We start from the raw sequence: 19,604 nt of genomic DNA on the forward strand, positions 1-19,604 counted from the left end.
AAAAAACTCCTAAATGCGAATATCCGAATCAAACAATATTTTTTTTTCAGATACCATATTTTTATTCAAAATTTTTATCGAATATAATATTAATATCTGAAAATTATGACAATTCGAACAAAAAAATGTAATCGATTGCATTTTTATTTTGAGAAAATTGTTTTACACCTCAATTTTAGCATCATTTATTGAACTTATTTATGCACTTAAAACAAAAAAAAACCGCCTCACGAATGAGACGGCTTTCAAAAACAAAAATAAAAAAGTTTAGTAACCTGGATTCTGCCAAGCTGCTTTTTGCGCTGGAGATAAATTAGAACCATCATCATTCAACAATCCATCAATGAATGTTTGAGGAATTGGACGAAGTTCGTGTTTATTCGCTGTGATATTAGTTGCTGCTTCAGCATTAAATGCTTTAGCACGCTTGATAAGCATTCCTGTACGAGAAAGTGTTTCCCAACGTTGCCATTCTCCTAAAAGCTCACGAGTTGACTCGTTAAGAATAAAGTTGATAGCACGTTCTTTATCAGATGAAGCTCCAATTTTAGACATAATTGCTTCGTCTTCCGCAGGTAAATTGTTAGGGAAAGAAGTCAATCTTAAATCTGAAGCTGCTGTTGTAACCGCAACTGTAGGGTTAGATAAGTAATATGTATTCATATCTAAGTTAGAAGCTGTAAAGTTTGTAGCAGAACTTCCTGTATTTAAAGGATTCACTTTAAACGCTTGAGAACCGTCATTATAGTAAGATCTGTTTTCTCCAGCTTTCCATTGCGCTCTTGCTCTTACCACGTTAATGTCCTGCATTGCATTTCCATATTGGCTAAGACGAACATAACATTCTGCACGAATTAAATAAGTTTCAGCAAGACGAGCCATAATTACATCACGGTGTGCATCACCTCTTTCAGCAGTACGAGAACCGTCATCTGTTTTATTGATACCAGCAAAGAAGTTACAAATTGGTTGATTTTTGAATGTTGGCGCAACATAATTCCCATTTTGATACAATACTAAAGAGTTAGGAACAAATTGTCCTTTTTTAGCAGTCAAAGTTCCGCTTGTTGCCGTTTGTCTCTTTCCAGTAGCCCATTCTGGCAAACGCCCTGCAGCATCTGTCCAAGTTGGAGCCTGAACACTTGCACCAAATTTAGCACCATTGTATGTATTGTCATTTTTAGTATTCAAAATCATAACAATCGCAGGATCACCAATAGCTACTCCAGCATTTGCAGTTACTACAGTATTAGTTCCATAAACTGTTCTAAAAGTTTTCCACATACGAGCATCGTTTACGTGATCAAACACAGCATATGTATATTCTGTTGGACGACAACGTTGGAAATCCATACTACCGATCCAAACTCCACGCTTTACCCATCCTCCTGAGAAGCTTGAAAACTGAGGAGCAAAATAATTGTATGTACGGTTTCCAAAACGACCTACAGTAGATGCATCACCATTGTGACCTGCAGCCATCAAAATTTCACTCAACTGCTCATTTGGACAATCAATTCCTGTCCAGTTTGCATATAAATCACTGTAATTAGCAGTCAAAGGACCACGAGCTGTAATTGCATAAGAACAAGCATCGATTGCTTCCTTAAGATCTGCATCTTTATAAGAAGCATTCCAAGAATCATTACGCTCAGATGAACGGAACAATAAAGCTTTTGCTAAAAAGTGAGCAGCAGTTGCTTTTGTCCAAGTAACTCCTTTTCCATAAGTAAAAACTTCACCTTCAAAAAGCTTGTAAGCCTCACGGAAATCAGCTATTACTTGTTCCCAACATTTTTCTTCTGTAGCACGCTCATAGTTACGAACAACTCCTTCAATAGGTTTAGTTTGAAGAACAACACCTCCGTATTGCGCAACAAGTTTATAATAATTAAATCCTCTTAAAAAGTAAGCATGAGCCAAAATACGATTTCTAGTTTTTAGATCTGGAATTACTTTTTCAGCTTTAGCAATTATCGTATTAGCAGATGCAATTCCATAGTACATTTCATCCCAAACCGCATTCGGGTTAGTTGCATTTCCATTTGCTGCTCCTGTTGCAGTTGAGGCACCTACTGGACCAAAACGATTATCATAGGTATTCCACATTTCATTTGTAAGGTCATTTGCATTGGTAAACTCATCTGTACCATACAAAGTAGTTCCATAAGACCATTCAAAACCAAAATGCCAACGAATATTACCATAAAGCGATACTGTTAATGCCTCAAGACCTTCAGGAGTATCAAAATATGCTGTCGAATATGCATTTGTTTGTTCTTCGTCCAAGAAATCTTTTGAACATGATGAGAAGGTTACCCCTGCCATTATCAAAAGACCGATTCCGATATTTTTTATATTATTCATTTTGTTACTTTTAAATGTTATAATTCAATTCGCCAATAATTTATTAGAAACCAACTTCAATGCCCATTACATAGCTGCGATTGAAATATGTTCTTTCAGTATCAAAATCATACCATTTTAAAGATTGGTAGATACTTCCTGGATTTACAGCTTGAACATAAAATTTCATGTTTGCCAATCCAATTTTATTTGCAACATCTTTAGATAAATTATAACCCAAAGAAATATTACGAATTTTCACGAATGATGCTTTTTGGAAACCAAGTAGTCCAGAAAAAGGATCTGCTGAACCTGAAGTTGCCTGACCTAAAATTGGTTTTTGGAATTCAGCATCTGGATTATCTGGAGTCCAGTAATCCGTTTCACGTTGGTTAGCATGTGCTGTCAAAGCTTCTCCTCCTAAAGACGCCGTGTAACCTGTACGTCCGATGATATTGATTCCTAAATCAAAACCTTTATAAGTGAAACTGTTATTCCATCCTCCTGTCCAACGAGGATTGCTGTTACCAACAACTACACGATCAGTAGCATCCATTTTGTAATCGCCATTTTGATCTTTAGGTCTTACGTTACCTGGTGTAAATTTGTAACCATTAGCATTCCATTTAGCCATCTCAGCAAGATCTTCTGGTGTGTTTTGCCAAAGACCATCATTATCGTAACCGTAACGAACAGCGATCGATTGTCCAATAAACCAAGAGTTGCTTACCATGTCTTGTGCACCATTTGCCAACGAAACGATTTCATCTTTTTGGAATGCAGCATTCAAATTAGTCTCCCAAGTAAATCCTGTACCAGTTTGAATTGGAATAAGATTAAGCGTTACTTCAACCCCATGATTTTTTGTTTCACCAATGTTCGAAACAATGTATGGATATCCAGATACTGGTGGTATATCTACTCTTAATAATAAATCTTTAGTATCAGATTTATATGCATCAATTACACCGCTAATTCTGTTATTCAAGAAACTAAAATCAAGACCAAGATTGTATTGAGTAGTTTTTTCCCAACCTAAGTTTTTATTTGGCATTCCAGTTTGATTAGCTGTATAATAAGGTTCATTAGTAGTAAAACCTATAGCATTGCTTTGACCATTAAAAGGAAGGAAAATTTGGCTAATATTCCCTAAAGTTCCATAAGGATCAACAGAAGAGTTACCAGAAGTACCAAAACCTAAACGAAGTTTTAAGTTTTTAATCCAATCAACATTTTTCAAGAATTCCTCGTTGTTGATACGCCAAGCTAAGGCCGCAGAAGGGAAAAAGTCCCATTTGTGTCCCTCAGATAATTGCGTAACTCCATCCCAACGTCCTGATACTGTCAATAAATAACGATTGTCATAACCATAATTTGCACGAGCCATATAAGAACTAATAGCACGTTCTGTAAGACCTGAACTCATACGTGCATTATTAGCCGCATTTGTAGCATCTACTGAACCCATTGCATTCCATAAGAATGAAGGCTTAGGAATATTATTAGCACTCATTTGAGAGTTTTCTATATTCCAAGATGATGCTGTCTGTAATAAAGTCATACCAACTTTATGCTTAGCGGCAAATGTGCGATCGTAGTTAATGATGTTATCTACAGTCCATGAAAAATCACGACGGTTTGAAAGGCGGGCAAAATTTGTACCAGCACTACCATTTGAATTCACTTTCAAAGATGATGTTCCATCTATGTAAACACCTTCTCTCCAGCTACGGAAATCTGGTCCAAAGTTTAATTTATAAGTAAGTCCTTCTAATGATTTTGTCATTTTACCAAAATCTAAATTAGCAGAAAAATTACCTAAGACACGCATTGTTTGAGATTGTTGTGTACTTTTATTCCATTCATCCATGATCGTGTAAACACCTGATTCACCACCTGGATTAATAATCAAATTGCCATTTGCATCATAAGGAACAGCAATGTTGTAAATTTGTTTAGCAGCCCCATAAATTGCATCTGGTGCTGTACCACTTCTTGCACTTAAAGTCGACATTCCATAATCTTGCTCACTCCACGAAACATTAAAAGAAGCAGTCATTTTAAACCAATCAACTGGAGTAATATTTGAAGTCAATTTTGCAGTATATCGCTTATACCATTGTCCTTTTTGAGTACCTTGATTATCTAAATATCCAACAGAACCATATGTATTCACTTTTTCAGAACCTCCACTTGCACTAATAACATGTTCTGTACTAACTCCACCTTGAGTTACATATTTAGTCCAATCTGTGTTCGTTACTTTAGAAGCATCCCATGTACCGCTTGCCCATCCTTTCAATACATTATCTCTTGATGTTTGGCCGTCTAATGCACTGTCAAAAATTAATTTATCATTTGCAAGCGTAGGTGTTGCTGGATTAGCATATTTAGTTGGATCAAGATTGTATGCAGCCCAACGTCTGTAAGTAATAAAATCTTCAGCACTCATTGATGGTGATCTATCAACAATTTCAGAAGTAGTTACTGTACCAGTATAATTCAAAGTAAATCTACCAGATTTTCCTTGTTTAGTTGTTACGATAATAACCCCATTTGCACCACGAGATCCATAAATAGCTGTTGCTGAAGCATCTTTAAGAATATCCATAGATTCAATATCTCTTGGATTTAAAGTTTCAATTGCAGATGCAGACATTAATGGCACTCCATCAACAACATACAAAGGATCATTACTTGCAGTCAAAGATCGATTACCACGAATACGTACGGTACCAACACTTCCCGGACGCTCGTTTGTTGTTACATCAACTCCGGCAATTTTACCTTGTAAAGCTTCAGTCGCACTTGCAACAGGTCTATTCATTAATTTCTCAGCAGATATAGTAGAAACTGATCCCGTTACATCAGATTTTTTTGCAGTTCCATAACCAACAACTACAATCTCATTAAGCTGAGACACTTCTTCAACAAGTTTTACATTAATTTCTGAAGAAGTACTTACAGTTCTTTCAACAGTTTTAGAACCAGTTGACGAGAAAACCAATACTTGCCCAGTATTAGCGCTAATAGAATATTTTCCGTCAAAATCAGTGCTAGTTCCCTGCTTTGTTCCTTTAATAAGTACATTTGCTCCTGGAATAGGCAGTCCGGCCGCATCAGTGATTGTACCTTTAACCACTTTGTTTTGCGCATAACCTGTTGTCTGCAGTAATGCAAGCAAGGCCAAAATAAGCAAAAGACTAAGTCTATTTTTCATAAAAGTTAAATTTGGTTAATTAATTAGTTTATCCAAATTTATCCAGAACGGTATGGCACAGCATCCTGTAGTATCCTGTTAACTTTCAGGTTTTTATAACATTTTTTAAAATTTATTTAACTTTAAAAAGTTTCAACTCCTTGATTTACAAGGGCGAATAAGTGTGGAATCCACAAATATTATATCAAAAATTTTATTGAAATATTTTTTTGTAATTCATAGTAATTCGAATACAAAAATGCGAATTGAGAAAAAAATACCACAAATTATTACTCATTTGATTTTTAATAAAAAGACATAAAACAGGACGCTACAGGATAGCAAATTGAGTTTCTAAATATACTTTTACCTTATTGCAACTATTAAAAAAATTACTATTGCATGATTCTATACTTATATGAAGTAAGTAAATTAGTAACCGCTACATAAAACTATTGAACCTTAATCAATGAAAATAACCAAATCAAATTTCCTTATTATATTATCCGTTTGTTGGATTATTACTACTACAGCTCAGGAAAAAAATTCACCTTGGCCAAAATCAACTAATACAAATCAGCCTTGGGCACGCTGGTGGTGGATGGGAAGCGCGGTTGACAAACCCAACTTAAAGAGAAGCCTAATCGATTTTCATAATGTGGGAATTGGTGGTGTAGAAATTACTCCTATATATGGTGTAAAAGGTGAAGAAGCTAATTTAATCGATTATCTTTCTCCAAAATGGATGCAAATGTTGGATTATACCATTCATGTAGCAGACAGTCTTCACATGCAGGTCGATATGGTTTTAGGGACAGGTTGGCCTTACGGCGGATCACATGTTACAGTGGCTAATGCGGCAACAAAACTAATTATTGAAAAATATCCACTGAAAAAAGACGAAACATTTGACCGAAATATTTCGCTTGAAAACAAAAAAGAAAAAAATCCAGCCGAACTATTATATGTAGTCGCTTATGGAAAAGACGGCTCATACATCAATTTGACAGATCAGCTTCAAAAGAATCAGACTAAAGCAAACGATAAAGGCATCGATGGAACTTCTGTCGCAATTCCGAATCAAACCGAGCCAAACAAATTAAAATGGAAAGCAAAAAAAACAGATTATATGCTATATGCTGTATTTAGTGGAAAAACTGGACAACAAGTAAAACGAGCTGCGCCGGGCGGAAGCGGTTTTACCTTAGATCACTATTCCCAAGATGCTTTTAATGCTTATGTTGTTCCATTTAACAATGCATTTAAAGGCCGTGAAGGAAAAATTAGAGCCATTTTTAATGATAGTTACGAAGTTTACGGAACTGATTTTACGCCTAAATTTTTCGAAGAATTCCAGAAATTAAGAGGTTACGACTTAAAAAAACAATTGCCAATACTATTAAATGAAACTGATGGTGAAATTGGAAACCGCATCAGAAGTGATTATCGCCAGACAATTGGTGATTTATTATTGAATAAATTCGACAAACCTTGGACCGAATGGGCACATTCAAAAAGTTTTAAAACAAAACTTCAAGCGCATGGATCACCAGGAAATTTAATTGATTTATATGCTGCTGCAGATATTCCTGAATGCGAAACTTTTGGTTCTATGCCATTTGATATTCCAGGATTCAGAAGAGAAAAAGAAGATATTCGCGAAGGCGATGCCGATCCGGTAATGTTAAAATTTTCATCATCAGCGGCACATATTTCTGGGAAAAATCTGGTTTCGTCTGAAACTTTTACTTGGCTTAGAGAACATTTCAAAGCAGCTTTATCACAATGCAAACCAGAAGCTGAAGATTTGATGCTGAGCGGTATCAATCATATTTTTCTTCATGGTTCTACTTATTCGCCAGACAGAGCGTCTTGGCCGGGTTGGCAATTTTATGCTTCAGTAAATTTTAACGCCAATAATAGTATTTGGGAAGATGCTCCTTCTCTATTCTCTTATATTTCAAACTGTCAGTCACTATTGCAACAGGGAAAACCTGACAATGAACTTTTGCTTTATTGGCCAATTTTTGATACTTGGGATAAATACCAAAAAGGAACTTTGTTTTTTGAATTCAAAATACACTCGCTTCAAGAATGGCTTCATCCAACAACTTTTTACAGCTCAACTAAAAACTTAATGAATAAAGGTTATGGTGTGGATTTCATTTCAGACAATTTTATTGCTGAAGCCAAAGTTGTAGATGGAAAAATCAATCTTAACGGAACAACTTTCAAAGCATTAGTAATTCCACCAGTGAAAAAAATGCCACTTGCGACTTTACAAAAGCTGATTGAGTTGAAAAAAGCAGGTGCAAATATAATTTTCGAAAGTCTTCCAGAATCTATTCCTGGCTTTAACGATTACGAAAAGCAAGAGCGAGAACTGCAAAATATTTTAACTGCCAATGCTGATTTGGTTAAACCGACTTCGGATATTTTCAAAACTTTAGAAAATACTCAAATTTATCCTGAAACACTGGTAAATTCAGGTTTAAAATTCATCCGAAGAAATATTGATGGAGAAAAAATATATTATCTCGTAAATCATACTCCTAAAACAATTGATGAATTTATTCCGATAGAAATTGGAAATAAAGAAGTTGTGATTTTAAATCCATTGACTAAAGAATTTGGAAATGCAATTGTAAAAAAAGAAGCCAATAGAACATTGGTCAAAATTAAAATTGCTCCGGGAGAATCTTATTTTCTAAAAACAGAAAATACAGCTTCACAAAAAAAATGGAATTATTACGAGCCAACTGCTGAAGTAATTCCGCTAAAAGGAAACTGGAAAATTAATTTTGACAAAGGGGGACCGCAATTGCCTCCGAGTGCAATAATTTCAACGTTAGAGTCTTGGACAAAATTAAGTCCAGAAGCCGAAGCATTTTCGGGATCAGCAACTTATACTTTGCAATTTGACAATCCGAATGCTAAAATTGAAAATTGGAGTTTAGACTTGGGAGATGTCCGCGAAAGCGCAAAAGTTTGGCTAAATGATAAATTTATCGGTACAGTATGGTCTGTCCCCTATCAATTAAATATCGGAAAATTAAAATCCGGAAAAAATATCTTAAAAATTCAGGTTACTAATCTTTCAGCAAACCGAATCCGAAACAAAGAATTAAAAGGCGAAGAATGGAAGATTTTTTATGAAATCAACATGGTTGATAAAGATTATAAAAAATTTGACGCTACAAAATGGGCTCCAATGCCGTCAGGACTTTTAGGGCCAATTACTATTACACCATTAAAACAGCAAAACTAACTATTAACTAAGAATACAAAAAATGAAAAAATTATCTCTATTCTTCTCAATATGCTTTTTGTACACCTGTACAATAAGCGCGCAACAGCCATTTGATAAAAAATTAGTCTTGAAACAAATGATTTTGGCCAATGATTATTTCATGCAAAAATGGCCAGAAACAGGAAAAACAATTATCACAAATAAAGAACGTCCGAGCAACATTTGGACAAGAGGTGTTTATTATGAAGGATTAATGGCATTACACGAAATTTTTCCAAAAGAGGCTTATTATGATTATGCCTATTCATGGTCGGAATTTCACAAATGGGGATTCAACGGAGGCAATACCACGCGCAATGCCGATAATTACTGCGCTGCTCAAACTTATATTGATTTATACAATTTAGAGCCCGATGCAAAAAAACTAAAAAACACAAAAGCAAATATCAATATGCTTTTGAATACGCCTCAATTAGACGATTGGTCTTGGATTGATGCTATTCAAATGGGAATGCCTGTTTTTGCAAAAATGGGAGTTTTGGAAAAAGACAATCGCTATTTCGAAAAAATGTATGAAATGTACATGTACTCAAGAAATAAACACGGCGATAACGGACTTTTCAACGCAAAAGAAGGTTTGTGGTGGCGTGATGCTGATTTCGATCCGCCTTACAAAGAACCAAATGGAAAAAATTGCTACTGGAGCCGTGGAAATGGTTGGGTTATTGGAGCTTTAGCAAAAGTACTTACGATTATTCCGGAAAACGCACCACACAGAGAGCAATACGTAAAAGATTTAAAAGCTATGGCTGCAGCTTTAGTTCCAATACAGAGAGCTGACGGATTCTGGAATGTGAGTTTGCATGATCCAACGAATTTTGGTGAAAAAGAAACTTCTGGAACAGCTTTATTTATTTATGGAATAGCATACGGAATCAACAGCGGTATTTTGAAAAAAGAAACCTATTTGCCAGTTGTTCAAAAAGCTTGGGATGCAATCATCAAAGAAAGTTTGCATACTAATGGTGCATTAGGCTTTTTACAATCAACAGGAAAAGAACCAAAAGATGGCCAACCACTTTCATACGATAAATTTCCTGATTTTGAAGATTATGGTTTAGGTTGCTTTTTATTAGCAGGTTCAGAAATCTATAAAATGAAATAATGAAAAAAACGCTCTTATTTCTTGTTTTAATTCTATTTAAAACCACGATATTTTCTCAGGAATTTAAGAGAGAAAAATACAACTTCAATTCAGACTGGAAACTAAAAACAGGAGACTCTAAAAATGCAGAGTCTCTTGGTTTTAATGATAATTCGTGGAAAAAAGTCACACTTCCGCACGCTTACAATCAAGAAGAAGCATTTGAAAAAGATATTGAACACCTTACAACCGGAATTGTCTGGTATCGAAAAAAGTTTAAACTTCCGAAAGGAATTAAAGACCAAAAAATCTTCCTAGAATTTGAAGGAATCCGACAAGCTGGAATAATTTATGTCAACGGTCAAAAAGTTGGAATACATGAAAACGGCGTAATGGCTTTTGGTTTTGATATTTCAAATTTAATTAAACCTTTTCCACAGGAAAATATTATCGCACTACGAATTGACAACGACTGGAAATACAAAGAACAGTTAACTGGCGCTCCGTATCAATGGAATAACATTAATTTTAATGCAAATTATGGAGGTATCCCAAAAAATGTTTTTCTTCATATAACCAGCAAATTATATCAGACACTTCCACTCTATTCCAATCTAAAAACAACAGGAGTTTACATTTATCCTTCTAAAATTAATATTCAAGAAGAAAGCGCTGTAATTAATGCTGAAACCGAAATTCGAAATGAATTTGATTCTACAAAAACAGTTGAATATGATGTAATTGTAGAAGATTTGGATGGCAAAAAAATTGCTTCTTTTTCTGGCGAGAAAACAACAATTGCTCCGAATGAAACTAAAAACTTAAAAGCAAATTCTCTACTAAAAAATCTTCATTTTTGGAGTTGGGGATACGGTTACTTATATACTGTAAAAACCATTCTAAAAGTTGATGGAAAAATTATTGACGACGTTTCAACCAAAACTGGTTTTAGAAAAACAGCTTTCGCCGAAGGGCAATTTTGGCTGAATGACAGAGTTTTGCAAGTAAAAGGTTATGCACAAAGAACCAGCAATGAATGGCCAGCGATCGGAATGTCAGTTCCAGCCTGGCTTAGTGATTTCAGCAATAGATTAATTGTTGAAGGCAATGGAAATTTGGTTCGTTGGATGCATGTCACGCCTTGGAAACAAGATATTGAATCTTGCGATCGAGTTGGTTTATTACAAGCCATGCCAGCCGGTGACGCCGAAAAAGATGCGCAAGGCGATACTTGGAAACAACGTGTAAACCTGATGCGTGATGCTATTATTTACAACAGAAACAATCCGAGTATTATTTTTTATGAAAGCGGCAACGAATCAATCAGCGAAGCGCACATGCACGAAATGAAAAGCCTGAGAGATACTTACGATCCTTTTGGCGGACGCGCAATTGGTTCCCGTGAAATGCTGGAAAGTCAAGAAGCCGAATATGGTGGCGAAATGCTCTACATAAACAAAAGTGCCCGAAAACCATTATGGGCAACCGAATATTCAAGAGATGAAGGAATGCGAAAATATTGGGATGAGTTTTCACCTCCATTTCATAAAGAAGGCGACGGTCCTTTGTATCGCGGAAATCCAGCTTCAGATTATAATCATAACCAAGATCGACATGCAATTGAAAATGTAGTCCGTTGGTACGATTATTACAGGGAAAGACCCGGAACAGGAAAACGAGTAAATTCTGGTGGTGTAAATATTATTTTTTCCGATTCGAATACACATCATCGAGGTGAATCAAATTATAGAACAAGTGGCGAAGTCGATGCAATGCGAATTCCGAAAGACGGTTATTGGGCACATCAAGTAATGTGGGACGGCTGGGTTGATGTTGAAAAACACCGCACACATATTATGGGACATTGGAATTATGCCAATAATGTTGTCAAGAATATTTATGTCGTTTCTACAACTTCAAAAGTCGAACTTTTTGTCAACGGAATTTCGCAAGGTTTTGGAAAACGAAGTAGTGAATTTTTATTCACTTTTGAGAATATTACATGGAAATCTGGTACAATAAAAGCAATTGGTTACAATGAAAACGGAACTGTTTTAAGTCAAGACGAAAAAACAACTGCGGGAGAACCATCTCAAATCAAGTTAAAATTAATCACACAGCCAAAAGGACTACATGCTGATGGTGCTGATACAGCTTTAATTGAAGTTGAAGTAATCGATAAAGATGGAAATCGTTGCCCAGTGAGCAATAATATTATTTCGTTTGCTTTAAATGGTCCTGCAACTTGGTTGGGTGGAATTGCTCAAGGTCCTAAGAATTATATTCTTTCAAAAGAGATTCCGGTTGAAAATGGTGTTAATAGAGTTATGATTCAATCTTTGGCGAAAGTCGGAAAAATAACAATTTCAGCTCAATCTAAAGGATTAAAACCTGCCGAATTATCTTTTGAAACTACAGCTGTAACTACTGAAAATGGTCTTTCAAAAGAATTGCCTGGAAAAAATCTGCCTTCCAATTTAGAACGCGGATCAACTCCAAAATCGCCTTCATATACACAGAAACGAATTCCAGTAAATATCTTAAATGCTGTTTCGCCTTCAAACAATAATGAAACTTACAAAAGTTACGACGACAACGAATTAACCGAATGGAGAAATGATGGAAACATTGCTACAGGATCGATAGCTTACACACTTTCAAAACCATCAATTGTTAATGAAGCTGTTATAAAATTTACTGGCTGGCGAACTAAAATTTATCCAATCAGAATTTTAGCTGACGGAAAAGAAGTTTTTAAAGGAAATACAACACAAAGTTTAGGTTATATCACTATTCCGCTTGAGCCTATTTTGGCAGAAAAAATTACAATTGAATTGATTAGTGCCAATACAGAAAAAGATGGATTTTCAAAAATTATTGAAGTAGATCCAACAAAAGAATTAGATTTATATAAAGATAAAACATCGGTCGATGCAACCGGTCAATTACGTATTGTTGAAATAGAATTTTATGAAAAAATCAAATAATTTAAATCGTCTCAAAGCGACATTACTTTTTGTTTCTTTATCGCTAACAATTCCGGCGCTTTCGCAGAAAAAAGAAATTCCGTTGTGGGATAAAGTTCCAGACGAAATAGTATCTAAAGAATATTTTGAAGAAGTAGATCACAAAAATGAACTTTCTGAAGGAGTTCGAAAAGTAACTTTTCCAACATTAACTGTTTATTTAGCAGATCCAGAAAAATCAAACGGAACATCAGTTATCATTTGTCCCGGAGGCGGTTATGGAATGCTGGCAATTAATAAAGAAGGCTACAAAGTTGCTGAATGGTTGAATAGTTTAGGAATAAATGCTTTTGTCTTGAAATACAGATTACCGAGTGATCTAATCATGAAAAATAAAACCGTTGCACCTCTTCAAGATGCGCAGGAAGCTGTTAGACTTGTTAGAAGAAACGCTGTAAAATGGAAATTGAATTCCAATAAAATTGGGATAATGGGTTTTTCGGCTGGAGGACATTTGGCATCAACGCTATCGACGCATTACAATGACAAAGTTTACACCCCTTCTGACACAACAAGCGCTAAGCCAAATTTTTCAATTTTGATTTATCCTGTAATCTCGATGCAGGAAGGAATTACGCATCAAGGTTCAAAAGATAATTTATTGGGAAAAAATACAACAGCTGAATTAGTTGACAAATATTCAAATGAAAAACAAATAACTGCGGAAACTCCAAAAACATTCTTAATTCATGCCACAGATGACAAAGCCGTTCCTGTGGAAAATAGCATCAATTATTATTTAGCTTTGAAAAAAGAAAAAGTTTTAGCAGAAATGCATTTATACGAAAACGGCGGCCACGGTTTTGGATTAGGTGTAAAAGGAACAAATGCAAACTGGCCAAAAGATTGCGAAAAATGGCTTATAGCAAATAATTATACTTTAAAACCAGATGGATATGTGTTCACTTATTTCAAAGGAAATGGCGAAGACGGGCTTCATTTAGCTTACAGCGAAGATGGTTATAAATGGATCGCTTTAAAAAAAGACACATCATTTTTAACTCCCGAAGTTGGAAAAGACAAATTAATGCGTGATCCTTGTGTTATCAAAGGTGGAGATGGATTATATCATATGGTTTGGACAGTGAGCTGGACAGATAAGGGAATTGGATATGCCTCTTCAAAAGATTTGATTCATTGGTCAAAACAAGAATTTATTCCAGTAATGGCACACGAAGAAAAGGCCAGAAATACTTGGGCACCTGAAATTACCTATGACGAAAAATCAAAAACCTATATGATTTATTGGGCTTCTACAATTGAAGACAAGTTTCTGGAAACAAAATCAGATGAAGAAAAAGGATATAATCATCGTATTTATTACACTACAACAAAAGATTTTAAAAAGTTTGCCATAACAAAATTATTATATGAACCTGGATTCAATGTGATAGACGCTTCGATTGTAAAAGAAGAACAGCAATATGTGATGTATTTAAAAGATGAAACTCGTAATCCCGTTCAAAAAAACATTAAAATTGCATGGAGCAAAAATCTTATAGGTCCTTACAGCAAAGCAAGCGATGCCATAACCGGAAATTATTGGGCAGAAGGTCCTACAGCGACAAAAATAAACGGCAATTGGGTGGTTTATTTTGACAAATACACTCAAAAAAAATATGGTGCTGTAAAACAAACTTCTAAAGGTTGGGAAGATATTTCTGAGCAAGTTAGTTTCCCAACAGGAACTCGTCATGGTACAGTAATAAAAGTCACTGCTGATGTAATTAATACTTTAAAAAAAGAATAAATATTAAGCAGTAAGGAAATAAAAAAGCAGGATATTGAGCAACCTATATCCTGCTTTCCACAAATGAATTAATACAATTTTTATTTTAACCTAAATATTTATTGCCTTTTTTATTACATTAAAAAAAACAATGCTTTGTAATAATCTTGAAATTGGGTTTGAAAAATAGAAGTATTTGAAAATAATTCTTGTTTATTGCGACTGCTAAATTTTAAATTATTTTCAAAATACAATTTTAGCTCTTTTATTATTTCTGGCCTTGTTTTGGTATCATCCAATACAATCAGATTTTTAATTTCCTCTAGAAAAGATAAACTACTTAAAAGCTGTTTGTTGAATAAACAAACCAAAACGTTGGCTCCTTCTTTGTCGAATTTAAAATAATCCAGCAATTCTGTTTTATCATATACGACAAATATTGAACGATCGAATTTTTTAGATTCATTTTTATTTTCAATCAAAAATAATTCTTCCGAAAAATCAAATTCATCTTTAAATCTCCTTTTAAACATTTTTAAAAAAATGCCCTTATTATCACGTACTAACACTTTTTCCTTTTCCATAATCCTACTGATATTATTTTTCGACAATTCTTATATATCTTTATTTTTCAACCACTTAACAATACAAAAGTAATTAGAGAAAATGAACTGAATTTGCACAATAAGACATAAAATAGACATTATAAGACTTTTATATCGTACTTATCTCTTACTACAATGTATTAATTTGCATTGCGTGAATTGCCATAGCACTAGACACAATCACCATTTTATTATGAATATTGGTGCAGATTTCATCCATAATTATATTGTAATCATGGTGTGATCTAAACAAAACTTTTCTTTTCTTTCTACCTTTTTTATTGATTATCCCAATTTTATTTTCCATCGTATCATTAATAACAAAATGCCAATCTTTTTTATAACCTCGTATTTCGGCAATTACTTCATTTGAAGTATTCATGATTTTAAGATTTTGATCAAAAAAAGTAAACTTCTGTTTTATAAATCCGATTTTTTCCCCTTTCGAGTTTTTTATAATGATTAGCGGATTAAAAAAAAGGCAACCACGGCATAAAGATGCTTCTAAAACACCATTGGCATTTCTAATTTCAAATAAAAACGGAAAAATATTAAGACCAGTAATTCTAAGAAATATTGAGTTTTTGCAAATCGTAAAACCAATACATTCATGTTTATCATTATATATTCGAAATTGTTTAAAAATGCAGGAGCTTCTATTTTTCTTATAAATATGATAACTTTTTGTACTGAAAAAATTGTCGCTCATTTTTATTATAAAACTTGTATGATTAGAGGTAAGGTATTGTTTAATGTTGTTTGACATTAAAAGCACTTAGTCGTCAAAAAAAAAAGTATAATTTATTGAAGAGTATCAATTTGAAACAAATAACAAAATGATTTTGAACAACTTGAAAGGTTTTAAAAAACAACTAGAGAAATAATTTTCCTATTTAAACCTGAAAATATATTTCAATATACTTTTGTAATGTGGGTTACTTTTCTTTCTACAAAAGCTATTAATTCCTCTATATTTCTATTTTCATTGCACTTATTAGAAATTGAAATTATATATCCGTTTTTTTCTTTTATATATAAAAGAAAAAAATCTTTAGTTAGAATTACTTTATCAATTTGGCTCCATTTATGGGTAATCTCCCCGAGTGGCGAATGAACATATATTAATGAATTTGTAAAATTGAGTTTGTATTGCGCTATAAAATTTTCAAACTTTAAAAGCCTTTTGATTAATTGAAAAATTAAATTGCTTGCAGTTTTTACTAATAAGTATTGAAACAATAAAAAAATGATTATCAAAGCTAGATTTCTAATGATCCAAACTATGTAATCAGAACTTTTATTCAAATTAAAAAAACTAAAAAAAACAGCTACAATTAAAAGCATACTTAAAAAGAAGCGAACCCTTGTTTCCCATAAATTTTTAAAATACATTTTATTGAGTTTGTGTATTTCTCCAATATTTAATGCAAATTCAAAAGACAATTTAGAATCATTCATAGTACTAGAAATTTAACATCAAGGAATGTGGTTAATTTTTGTTTTCAAAGGAGACAAAATTACTTTGATGATTAAAAATGCATATCCATTTTAAGCCATGAAAATATCACTATAAGACTTTTTAAAAAGACTAAAAATTATGGCTAATTAATAATCCTATTTTTAATTAAAAACCAAGAAATTTTATATCAATTAAAAAACAAAAAAAAGCCTCAATAAGTCAAAAAAACAACATAATAAGACAACAAATTTCAAACACAATTATTTAATAATCAAATACTTAACTATAACAAAATTTTAAATATTATTCATCTATTTTTAATTACTTTTGGCGACCATAAAAATAATTTTGCAGATAATTTCCTATAAAATGAAATCCCAAACGGTCGAAAAAAAACTTAAAGAAAGAATCAAAGAACTGACATGTTTATATGAAATTTCGAAAACAATTTCTAAGTCACATTTCTTTGAAGAAAAAGTTCTAAAAAAGATAATCCAATACACAAAAAAAGCTTGGCAGTTTAATAATGATGCCATCGTTGAATTGCGTGCAGGAAATTATTATTTTACGACTGCTCCGCTACCAAGCCAGAGTCTTTTCCAAAATTCCGTCATTAATCTACCTTATACAGAACCTGGTTATATCAGAGTACATTATCCATCTGAAAATTTTAATCCAAGTGATTTTCTATTAGATGAACAAAAGCTGCTTGATATGGTAGCGCTTGAAATTAGTCATTATATAGAAAAATTTCAGATTCTGGAACGAAAAGCTTCTTTAAGAAGAACACTCGAGCATATGGACCGATTGGCAATTCTAAGCGAAACGATTGCCGGAATTGCTCATGAGCTTAATAATCCTTTAGCCAATATTTTGGGTTATGCTGAATTGATCAAAATTACAAACACTAATTCTGAAATTGATTCAGATATAACAACAATTATAGATACAGTAATCTATACCCGTGAAATTGTAAAAAAGCTGATGTTCTTTTCATGTGAAATGCCTTATCAACCAAAATTACAAGACATTAATCCCATTATCACTTTTGCCCTCTCCATTTTAAAACAAAATTTTCACAAAAAAGAAATAAAAAGCGAAGTGCATTTTAACAACAAAATTTCAACTGCGATAATTGATTCTGTACAATTAACACAGTTGGTTTTCAATATATTAAAAAATGCTATTCAGGCATCTCCCCAAAAAAGCACCATAAAAACAATCATCGAAAATGATGAGAAAAATATTATTATAAAAATTGAAGATCAAGGTCACGGAATACCTGAAGAAATAAAGCAACAAATATTTGAGCCTTTTTTCACAACAAAAAAAATAAAAAACGGTGCTGGTCTTGGATTAAGTGTTGTACATGGAATTATAAAAAATCATAACGGAGAAATAACTGTTATAAATAATTATCCAAGTGGTTCAATTTTTATAATCAGTTTACCTATTAATCAATAACAAAATGAGCTTAAAGAAAGAAAACATACTTATTGTAGATGATAATTATGAGATGCTAAATCTCACGCAACGCACTATAAAAACGTTGCATTATCATACATATAAAGCTTCATCTGTTAATGAAGCAATCGATGTGTTAAAAAACCATAGCATCGATCTCTTAATTACCGATTTAAATATGCCAGAGGTAAATGGTATCGAATTATTAAAATATAGTGAAGAGCATTTTCCTGATGTCTCTAAATTAGTAATAACCGGAATGCCATCTATTGATAATGCTGTTAATTCGCTAAAATCTGGTGCACTAGATTATCTTATAAAACCTTTTACAGCTGAAGAACTTTCTAATGTTATTCAAAATTCTTTAAAAAAAAGCGCCACAAAAGCTAATAAATCTGTGCCGACAGAACAAAAAAACTATGCAGGAATAATTGGCCAATCGGCACAATTTAAAAATCTAATAGATATTATAACGCGTGTTCAAAATAATAATGTAAATGTTTTGATAGAAGGTGAAAGCGGTACAGGAAAAGAACTTGTAGCAAAAGCAATTCACTATGAAGGAGCAATGGCTAAAATGCCATTTATTGCGATAAACTGTGGCGGGCTTCCAGAAAATCTATTAGAATCGGAATTATTTGGATATATTAAAGGTTCATTTACCGGTGCCACTGAATCAAAAATCGGTTTATTTCAAGCGGCTTCTGGAGGAACTATTTTTCTGGACGAAATTGGAAATGCATCAATGACTTTTCAAACTAGACTATTAAGAGTCATACAAGAAAAAGAAATTATGCGTATAGGCGCTACCAGTAGTGAAAAAATAAATGTTAGAATTATTTGCGCTACTAATAATAACCTACAAGATGCAATCTTAAAAGGTACGTTTCGAGAAGATTTATATTATCGTATCAATGTTGTAAATATTAAAACAACGCCTCTACGCGAAAAACCCGAAGACATAATATTGCTTGCCAAAAGTTTTATAAATAAATATAGCATCGAATTCAATAAACCAGATATCATGGTAGATGATAAAGTTTATAGTTTGTTATTGCGTTACCATTGGCCTGGCAATATTAGAGAGCTTGAAAACGTAATACAACGAATGATTATTATGTGCGACGGAATAATTACACTTCAACACGTTCCAGATCATCTTAAATATCACATTCCATTACAAACCGATTTATTAAAACCACTAAAAGAGTTTGAGAAAGAACATATTTTAAAAGTATTAAATTCTGTTGAAAATAATAAATCAAAAGCCGCTAAAATTTTAAAAATTGATAGAAAAACACTCAATCAAAAAATTAGTGAATAGTTATTAAAATCCGTATTTAAAAAAGATTTTCAAGCTCACTTTTTATTCTCTAGAAAAC

General features: G+C 33.2%; 11 protein-coding genes. 6 read left to right on the top strand and 5 right to left on the bottom strand.

The window, feature by feature from the left end; genetic code table 11:
• Positions 1-267: 267 nt before the first annotated feature.
• Together SCB73_RS19560 and SCB73_RS19565 are read right to left on the bottom strand one after the other, a co-directional pair.
• Positions 268-2,367, bottom strand: coding sequence for a RagB/SusD family nutrient uptake outer membrane protein (locus SCB73_RS19560; RefSeq protein ID WP_320567861.1), 2,100 nt, complete (start codon positions 2,365-2,367; stop codon positions 268-270).
• A gap of 43 nt (positions 2,368-2,410) precedes the next feature.
• On the bottom strand, positions 2,411-5,566 hold the full coding sequence (locus tag SCB73_RS19565; RefSeq protein ID WP_320567862.1) for a SusC/RagA family TonB-linked outer membrane protein: 3,156 nt from the start codon (positions 5,564-5,566) through the stop codon (positions 2,411-2,413).
• A gap of 448 nt (positions 5,567-6,014) precedes the next feature.
• Here SCB73_RS19565 and SCB73_RS19570 point away from each other — a divergent pair, with 448 nt between their 5' ends.
• From SCB73_RS19570 to SCB73_RS19585, 4 genes are read left to right on the top strand one after another with little or no spacing between them, the layout of a single operon-like run.
• Positions 6,015-8,813 carry a glycosyl hydrolase gene (locus SCB73_RS19570; RefSeq protein ID WP_320567863.1) on the top strand — a complete coding sequence of 933 codons (2,799 nt, stop codon included), beginning with the start codon at positions 6,015-6,017 and terminating at the stop codon, positions 8,811-8,813.
• A 22-nt stretch (positions 8,814-8,835) separates the two neighbouring features.
• Positions 8,836-9,960: a glycoside hydrolase family 88/105 protein gene (locus SCB73_RS19575; protein ID WP_320567864.1), complete on the top strand. Its 1,125-nt coding sequence runs from the start codon at positions 8,836-8,838 to the stop codon at positions 9,958-9,960.
• On the top strand, positions 9,960-12,926 hold the full coding sequence (locus SCB73_RS19580; RefSeq protein WP_320567865.1) for a glycoside hydrolase family 2 protein: 2,967 nt from the start codon (positions 9,960-9,962) through the stop codon (positions 12,924-12,926). Before SCB73_RS19575 ends, SCB73_RS19580 begins: the two co-directional genes overlap by 1 nt.
• Positions 12,910-14,715 (top strand): prolyl oligopeptidase family serine peptidase, encoded by a 1,806-nt coding sequence (locus SCB73_RS19585; protein WP_320567866.1) that lies wholly within the window; start codon positions 12,910-12,912, stop codon positions 14,713-14,715. The genes SCB73_RS19580 and SCB73_RS19585 overlap by 17 nt, the downstream gene beginning before the upstream one ends.
• A 113-nt stretch (positions 14,716-14,828) precedes the next feature.
• Here the strand turns inward: SCB73_RS19585 and SCB73_RS19590 are convergent, their stop codons facing one another.
• The 3 genes from SCB73_RS19590 to SCB73_RS19600 all read right to left on the bottom strand — a co-directional run bounded on the left by SCB73_RS19590 (position 14,829) and on the right by SCB73_RS19600 (position 16,757).
• Positions 14,829-15,278 (bottom strand): hypothetical protein, encoded by a 450-nt coding sequence (locus SCB73_RS19590; protein WP_320567867.1) that lies wholly within the window; start codon positions 15,276-15,278, stop codon positions 14,829-14,831.
• Positions 15,279-15,429: 151 nt separating this feature from the next.
• Positions 15,430-15,681, bottom strand: a complete 252-nt coding sequence (locus tag SCB73_RS19595) for a hypothetical protein (RefSeq protein ID WP_320567868.1) — start codon at positions 15,679-15,681, stop codon at positions 15,430-15,432.
• A 530-nt stretch (positions 15,682-16,211) separates the two neighbouring features.
• The gene (locus tag SCB73_RS19600) at positions 16,212-16,757 is read right to left on the bottom strand and encodes a YcxB family protein (RefSeq protein ID WP_320567869.1); all 546 of its coding nucleotides are present in this window, start codon (positions 16,755-16,757) and stop codon (positions 16,212-16,214) included.
• 544 nt (positions 16,758-17,301) lie between these two features.
• On the opposite strand from SCB73_RS19600, the gene SCB73_RS19605 reads away from it, so the two are divergent.
• Both SCB73_RS19605 and SCB73_RS19610 read left to right on the top strand, forming a co-directional pair.
• Positions 17,302-18,222 (top strand): sensor histidine kinase, encoded by a 921-nt coding sequence (locus SCB73_RS19605; protein ID WP_320567870.1) that lies wholly within the window; start codon positions 17,302-17,304, stop codon positions 18,220-18,222.
• Positions 18,223-18,226: 4 nt separating this feature from the next.
• On the top strand, positions 18,227-19,546 hold the full coding sequence (locus tag SCB73_RS19610) for a sigma-54-dependent transcriptional regulator (protein ID WP_320567871.1): 1,320 nt from the start codon (positions 18,227-18,229) through the stop codon (positions 19,544-19,546).
• Positions 19,547-19,604: the final 58 nt, after the last annotated feature.

It is taken from the genome of Flavobacterium sp. KACC 22761 (genome assembly GCF_034058155.1).
Taxonomy (GTDB): domain Bacteria; phylum Bacteroidota; class Bacteroidia; order Flavobacteriales; family Flavobacteriaceae; genus Flavobacterium.